Below are 6422 nucleotides of genomic sequence, written 5' to 3'. Positions count from 1 at the left end.
CGGCGTCGGCGAAGGTCATCTGCTTCATCGGAAAACTCAGCGGGTGGAATCCGGGTATTTTGCCAAAATCAGGAAGTCTTTTTCAGAGTTTCCCTAAGGGCCTGAATTCAAGCTGAGCGTTTTTCCAGCGCCCCCAGCCACGTTAACAACTCTGAACACTCCATAGGTTTTGCGAACAGATAGCCCTGCGCATGCCAACAACTATGGCGCAGCATCCAATCAGCCTGTTGCTGTGTTTCAACACCTTCTGCGATCACCTGCATTCCAACACGCGATGCAATCTGAATAACGGCTTCAGCAATCATTTGCTGGTCGTTCGTTGCCCCTATCTCCATGACAAAGCTGCGATCTATCTTTAACCGATCCGCCGGTAAAAGTTGCAAGTAACTCAGCGATGAGAAGCCCGTTCCGAAATCATCAATGGCCACCTCAACACCCATAGCACGCAGCGCCGACAACTTCTCACACACGGTGTCGAAAGAACGCATCGCCACCGACTCAGTGATTTCGACTTCAACCTGAGTGGGTAATACGCCCGTCATCAACAGGTGCGAACTGAATCGTTCAATAAAATCGTGCTGTAACAACTGTGGCGCAGACACATTGACCGCCACACGAATGTGCGGATAGCCCGCATCAGCCAGTTTTTTAGCCGCCCGCAAAGACAGGCGCATGAGCAAATCACCCAAAGGCAAGATGTAACCCGTGGCTTCAGCCAGCGGTATAAAACTGAGCGGCGCAACCATACTGCCATCCGCCTTACGCCATCGTGCCAGTGCTTCTACTCCGGTAACGCGCCCGGAGCGCATATCAATCTGCGGCTGCAATTCAACACTGATCTGCCCTGCTTCTACCGCATCACGCAAGGCTAATAACAAGCGATAAGCTTCGGCATGAGCACTTTGCAGACCGGGATCGTAAACACTGTGCTGGTCCTGACCTAAGTGCTTGGCCTGTTTGAGCGTTAATAAGGCGTCCTGCAAAGCCACCCGAGCTGAACCATTAAAATCATCCAAGTGCATGGTGACGCTGCTTAGACTATTCACCTGACCTAGTTCGTATGGCCGCTTGGGCTTGCGGAAAAGTGCCACTATTTCGGCTGCGCAAACCCGTTTCTGCGGGCCAAGAATGGCGAATACGTCATCGCGCACACGCGCCACGAACACCTCGCTGTTGAACGCATCGCGGAGTTTCTTTGCCACTAGCCCGAGAATAAAGTCGCCATAGCCGGTCCCGAACGCAGTATTGGCACCCGAAAAGTTATCGATATCAATCAACACCTGCTTGGCTTTTGCAGGTGAGTGAAGTGTCACGTCCAGCGTGCGTATCAGGGCATTGCGGTTAGGGATTTTCAGCAGGTCATCCTGGTAAGCCATATTTTCCAGGCGACTAAACATCGCGACGTTAAACAAACCGCGGCTGATGCTGGTGCTGAACACGTTCAACAATTCCAACTCCGTATCATCCAAACCACGCTCACAGCGGATATAGCAGGCGTAATCGGCACCGGCTTGCAGGCGTGGAAAAAACATCACCGCGCCATTAGGCAACCGCTGAGTAAGCTGAGTGGCAAAACATTGCTGCAGCGTTTTGACTACAGACAAGTCATCAAGAGTGGACAGCGTTGTATTGATGTAGCGACCAAACCGTCCACTGGCCCCGACCACATCGGCTTCAATGGGTGAACTGACAGTCGTATCTTCACGCCGCATACACACCAGCGCGTCTACAGGCTGACTTATTAATTGAGCGATTTCAGTCAATATTCGGCCGGCCAATTCAGGCAGGTTCTTGCAGGTGAACAAGGTGTTACTTGACTCGACGATTCTCTGCAAGCCACGCCTTGCTTTCGCAACCGCTCGCAATTGCGCATAACCACGCACGGCTGCCGCCAAAACCGTCAGCAGTCGCTCTGCCTTAAGCTCACTTTTTGCCCAATAGTCGTTAATGTCGTAATCACGCATGACGTCAGGCGCGGGGGAAATATCGGGGTCACCCGTCAGCAAAACAACCCGCGTGTGGCTGTTATCAATTTCTTCACGCAGGTATTTGATGAGCCGCAGGCCGGCTTCCTCGGTTTCCATGACCACGTCGAACATTACCAAGGCAATGTCCTTGTAATTGGCCAGAAGTTTTTCGGCTTCGCTGCAACTGAACGCCTGAATCAACTCAACACGACCGCCGAGCAGCTCTATATCGCGTAACACCGAGGCTGTTGCACGCTGAAAATCACCATCGTCATCAACTGCCAGCACCCGCCAGACATCTTCAACAGCGGCATCAGGGTGCTGTTCTTCACTGAACGCAAATTGTCCGTCCATGAGTGTTGACCGAATGTCTGAGAAAGTGGGAAACCGACTCTTGACGGGTCTCGTGCTGAGTATAGTCCTCGCCGGCTTATTACCAGCCGCAACGCAACTCAGCAGACAGATGGCACGTTGCTTCAGGTCATTTACGGCCTTGCAGGCGGGCTAGCAGGCTGGAGGTGTCCCAACGCCCGCCGCCCATGTTTTGCACATCGGCATAAAATTGATCGACCAATGCCGTCACCGGCAACTGCGCACCGTTGCTGCGAGCTTCTGTCAGCAGTATCGACAAGTCTTTGCGCATCCAATCCACCGCAAAACCATGTTCAAACTCACCTGCCAGCATCGTTTTATGGCGATTTTCCAGTTGCCAGGACTGCGCGGCGCCTTTGCTGATCACCTCCATCGCGCCCTGCGCATCAAGCCCGGCACATTGGGCGAAATGCAGCGCTTCAGATAAGCCCTGCACGAGGCCAGCGATACAAATCTGATTGACCATTTTGGTCAGTTGACCACTGCCGGCAGCCCCCATCAGCCGGGACATGCGCGCGTACGCTTGGATAATCGGTTCGGCCTGGGCGTAAGTATGCGCCTCACCGCCCACCATAATGGTCAATGCGCCGTTCTGAGCGCCGGCCTGGCCACCGGAAACCGGCGCATCGAGAAAGCCCAACCCCAGTGCAATCGCATGCTCAGCCAGTTCACGCGCGACTTGCGCCGAGGCCGTGGTGTGGTCAACCAGAACTGCGCCGGGCTTCATCCCGGCCAAAGCGCCCTGCTCACCCAGTACAACACTGCGCAAATCATCATCGTTGCCGACACAAACCATCACGAAGTCCGCGTCGCGGGCGGCTTCGCGTGGGTTTGGCGCATGACTGCCGTCAAACTCACGGGCCCATTGAGCGGCTTTGACGGTCGTACGGTTATATACACAGACCTCATGCCCGGCCCGCGCCAGATGACCGGCCATTGGATAACCCATTACACCCAGCCCGATAAACGCCAGCTTTGCCATGCTCATACCTCGTCACTGAAACCGTTCTAGTCCACTGCCCTGCGCGCACGACCAGCGCGCATTTAAGGCTCTGCGCCAAGCATGACCGTCACCTGCTATCGATGCCAGCACAGCGCGTAAGCAAAACTGTTTTGAGTCTGATTAAACGCCTCTGCAAATGATTTAATCCCTTCTCTCGGCGCAGTAGCAACAGGCCTTAATAAATAGCGGCTTTACCTGCGTCACATCAAAATCTCATACTCACGGCACGCAAAGGAGGGCTTATGCCGCACTGGTTAGTGATCGACTTGGAAGCCACGACTGATGAAGGTGGCTGGCCATTGGAAGAGATGGAAATCATCGAAATCGGTGCCGCGTTGGTGAACGCGTCAGGTTACGAGGTCGAACATTTCCAGCGTTATGTTCGACCCACTCGTCGCCCGCTTCTGACACACTTCTGCCGTGAGCTAACCCACATCAACCAGGCGGATATTGATAGTGCCGCACCGTGGGCTAGCGTGTGGGCCCAGTTCGAACACTGGCTGAAGGCGCATCCAGCGCAACTGGCTGGCTGGGCAAGCTGGGGTGAATATGACCGGCGGCAAATCGAGCAGCAGGTGTCGGCCCTCGGCGTGGATAATTACCTAAACCAGGTTGAGCACATCAACTTGAAAAAACACTTTGCCAACGCCCGCCAACTGCCGCGCCAAGTCGGCCTGAAAATGGCGCTTTCTTTGGCAGGCTTACAGTTTCAGGGCCAACAGCATCGCGCCCTGAACGATGCCCGCAATACCGCACGCCTGTTACCACTGGTTTTGCCGTTGCAAAGCAGATGACGGCGAAAAAACCCTTGGGCATACTGGCCGCCCTTTTTAGTTGTCGCCCTGCGGGGCAACAGGTTTTCCAACCCTTTCGAGGAATCACAGATGTTCAAGGTTAATGAATACTTCGATGGCACCGTTAAATCCATCGCGTTTGGCATGGCTGAAGGCCCGGCTACCATTGGCGTCATGGCCGCTGGCGAGTACGAGTTTGGCACCAGCCAGCTCGAAATCATGCACGTAGTGGCTGGCGCCCTGACCGTCAAACTGCCGGGCAGCGACACTTGGGAAACCTTCACCAGTGGCAGCAATTTCACCGTACCGGCCAACAGCAAGTTCCAACTTAAAGTGGCTGCTGACACCGCTTATCTGTGTGAATACCGCTAAGTAGCAAACGTCTCAAGAAACCGGCCTTTATGGCCGGTTTTTTATTAGCGGTGCATCGCTCAAACCGGCAAAGCCTCCCGCACAGCGTCATCGTTATTGAACTGCAACTCAGCCAGTCGCGCATACAGTGGGCTGCTCGCGACCAGTTCGCTGTGTGTACCGATGGCAGCCAATTTGCCGTGTTCAATCACGGCAATACGGTCAGCACTTTTAACCGTCGCCAGGCGGTGGGCAATCACCAGCGTGGTACGCCCTTGCATCAATCGCGGCAGAGCTTGCTGTATCAAGTGTTCGCTCTCGGCATCCAGCGCGCTGGTGGCCTCATCCAGCAACAAGATGGGCGCATCCACCAACAAGGCCCGTGCAATGGCCAGGCGCTGACGCTGCCCACCGGACAAGCCCAAGCCAGCATCACCCAAGTGCGTCTGGTAGCCGTCCGGTAGCTGCATGATGAAATCGTGAGCATGGGCGATTTTGGCAGCGGCCATCACTTCATCCAGGCTCGCGTTGGTTTTGCCGTAACGAATGTTGTCTTCCACTGAGCCAAAGAACAGCGCCGGGTTCTGCGAAACCAGTGCAAAACTGCGACGCAGTTCATGTGGATCAAGCTGCTGGATCGGCTGACCGTCCACCAGAATGCGCCCCTGCTGCGGGTCGAAGAAGCGCAGCAGCAAATCAAACAGTGTCGATTTACCCGCCCCAGACGGCCCCACCAAAGCCAGGGTTTCCCCTGCCGACACCTGCAAATCGATGCCGTCGATGGCAAAACGCTCAGGGCGCGATGGATAAGCAAAGCGCAGCCCCTGTAATTCGATACGGCCCTGCACCGGCTGGCTAAGCGTTAATCGATCAGAGACAGGCGGTGTGATTGCATTGCGTGCCTGCAGCAGTTCAGCGATGCGTTCACCCGCACCGGCTGCCCGTTGCAGCTCACCGATGACTTCACTCAGGGTGCCAAAGGACGAGCCGACAATCAGGCTGTAGAAGACAAACGCAGCCAATTCACCGCCCGTGATGCGCCCGGCGATGACATCCATCCCGCCGACCCAGAGCATCACCCCAACGGCCCCCAGCACTAGCACAATCACCACGGTGATCAACCAGGCGCGCTGGGCAATACGCTGACGCGCGGTATCGAATGCGGCTTCGGCAGATAAGCCAAAGCGGCGCTTGTCTTCGTCTTGGTGGTTGTAGGCCTGCACGGTTTTGATCTGCCCCAGCACCTCGCCGACATAACTGCCCACGTCCGCCACGCGGTCTTGACTCTGGCGTGACAGCGCGCGCACCCGGCGACCGAAAATCAGGATGGGCGCGACCACCAACGGCAAGGCCATCAGCACAATGCCGCTGAGCTTGGCGTTGGTCACCACCAGCAAGACGCTGCCGCCAATCAGCATGATCAGATTGCGCAGCGCCATCGAGAGGGATGAGCCGATCACCGATTGCAACAATGTGGTGTCGGCAGTCAGGCGTGATTGAATTTCCGAGCTGCGGTTACTCTCGTAAAACCCCGGGTGCAGGTCGATCAGGTGGTTGAATACCCGCTTGCGGATATCGGCGACAAAGCGCTCACCAATCCAGGACACCAGATAAAACCGGGTAAAAGTACCGACAGCCAGGGCCAGTACCAGCACAAAAAACAACGCAATCGACTGCTGCAACGCCGCCGGTGATTGCGTCGCCAGGCCTTGATCGACCAGCAACTTGATGCCCTGCCCCATCGACAAGGTAATCGCGGCGGTAAACATCAGCGCCAGCAAAGCGCCAAACACACGCCCGCGGTACGGCGAAATAAAGCGCCAAGCCATACGCAGGGCATTGCGTTGACGGGAAGACAGGATCGAAAGCATGAAAACTCCGCAAAGGCGCTAACGCTGGATTAGCCAGCAGCACATGACCACAGCAGCCTGACAG

General features: G+C 55.7%; 5 protein-coding genes. 2 read left to right on the top strand and 3 right to left on the bottom strand.

Annotation, left to right across the window (positions count from 1 at the left end; genetic code table 11):
* Positions 1 to 107 precede the first annotated feature (107 nt).
* Complete coding sequence (locus tag AUK77_RS06435; protein WP_296127345.1) at positions 108 to 2321, bottom strand: EAL domain-containing protein; 2214 nt, start codon at positions 2319 to 2321, stop codon at positions 108 to 110.
* Positions 2322 to 2448: 127 nt separating this feature from the next.
* The gene (locus AUK77_RS06430) at positions 2449 to 3321 is read right to left on the bottom strand and encodes an NAD(P)-dependent oxidoreductase (protein WP_296127343.1); all 873 of its coding nucleotides are present in this window, start codon (positions 3319 to 3321) and stop codon (positions 2449 to 2451) included.
* 263 nt (positions 3322 to 3584) lie between these two features.
* Between AUK77_RS06430 and AUK77_RS06425 the strand changes: the two genes are divergently transcribed.
* Both AUK77_RS06425 and AUK77_RS06420 read left to right on the top strand, forming a co-directional pair.
* Positions 3585 to 4136, top strand: a complete 552-nt coding sequence (locus tag AUK77_RS06425; RefSeq protein WP_296127341.1) for an exonuclease domain-containing protein — start codon at positions 3585 to 3587, stop codon at positions 4134 to 4136.
* 90 nt (positions 4137 to 4226) lie between these two features.
* Positions 4227 to 4508: a pyrimidine/purine nucleoside phosphorylase gene (locus tag AUK77_RS06420; protein WP_296127339.1), complete on the top strand. Its 282-nt coding sequence runs from the start codon at positions 4227 to 4229 to the stop codon at positions 4506 to 4508.
* A gap of 59 nt (positions 4509 to 4567) precedes the next feature.
* Here the strand turns inward: AUK77_RS06420 and AUK77_RS06415 are convergent, their stop codons facing one another.
* Positions 4568 to 6358, bottom strand: a complete 1791-nt coding sequence (locus AUK77_RS06415; RefSeq protein ID WP_296127337.1) for an ABC transporter transmembrane domain-containing protein — start codon at positions 6356 to 6358, stop codon at positions 4568 to 4570.
* Between the last annotated feature and the right edge of the window lie 64 nt (positions 6359 to 6422).

Origin of the sequence: Pseudomonas sp. Ga0074129 (assembly GCA_001465025.1) — a bacterium.
Lineage (GTDB): Bacteria > Pseudomonadota > Gammaproteobacteria > Pseudomonadales > Pseudomonadaceae > Aquipseudomonas.
The sequence above is the reverse complement of the archived record's forward strand: the minus strand, read 5'-3'. Positions and strand labels throughout refer to the sequence as shown.

Excerpts from the sequence above, each read along its gene's own strand:
- AUK77_RS06435 (WP_296127345.1), bottom strand. The coding sequence starts at position 2,321 with ATGGACGGACAATTTGCGTTCAGTGAAGAACAGCACCCTGATGCCGCT.
- AUK77_RS06430 (WP_296127343.1), bottom strand. The coding sequence starts at position 3,321 with ATGGCAAAGCTGGCGTTTATCGGGCTGGGTGTAATGGGTTATCCAATG.
- AUK77_RS06425 (WP_296127341.1), top strand. The coding sequence starts at position 3,585 with ATGCCGCACTGGTTAGTGATCGACTTGGAAGCCACGACTGATGAAGGT.
- AUK77_RS06420 (WP_296127339.1), top strand. The coding sequence starts at position 4,227 with ATGTTCAAGGTTAATGAATACTTCGATGGCACCGTTAAATCCATCGCG.
- AUK77_RS06415 (WP_296127337.1), bottom strand. The coding sequence starts at position 6,358 with ATGCTTTCGATCCTGTCTTCCCGTCAACGCAATGCCCTGCGTATGGCT.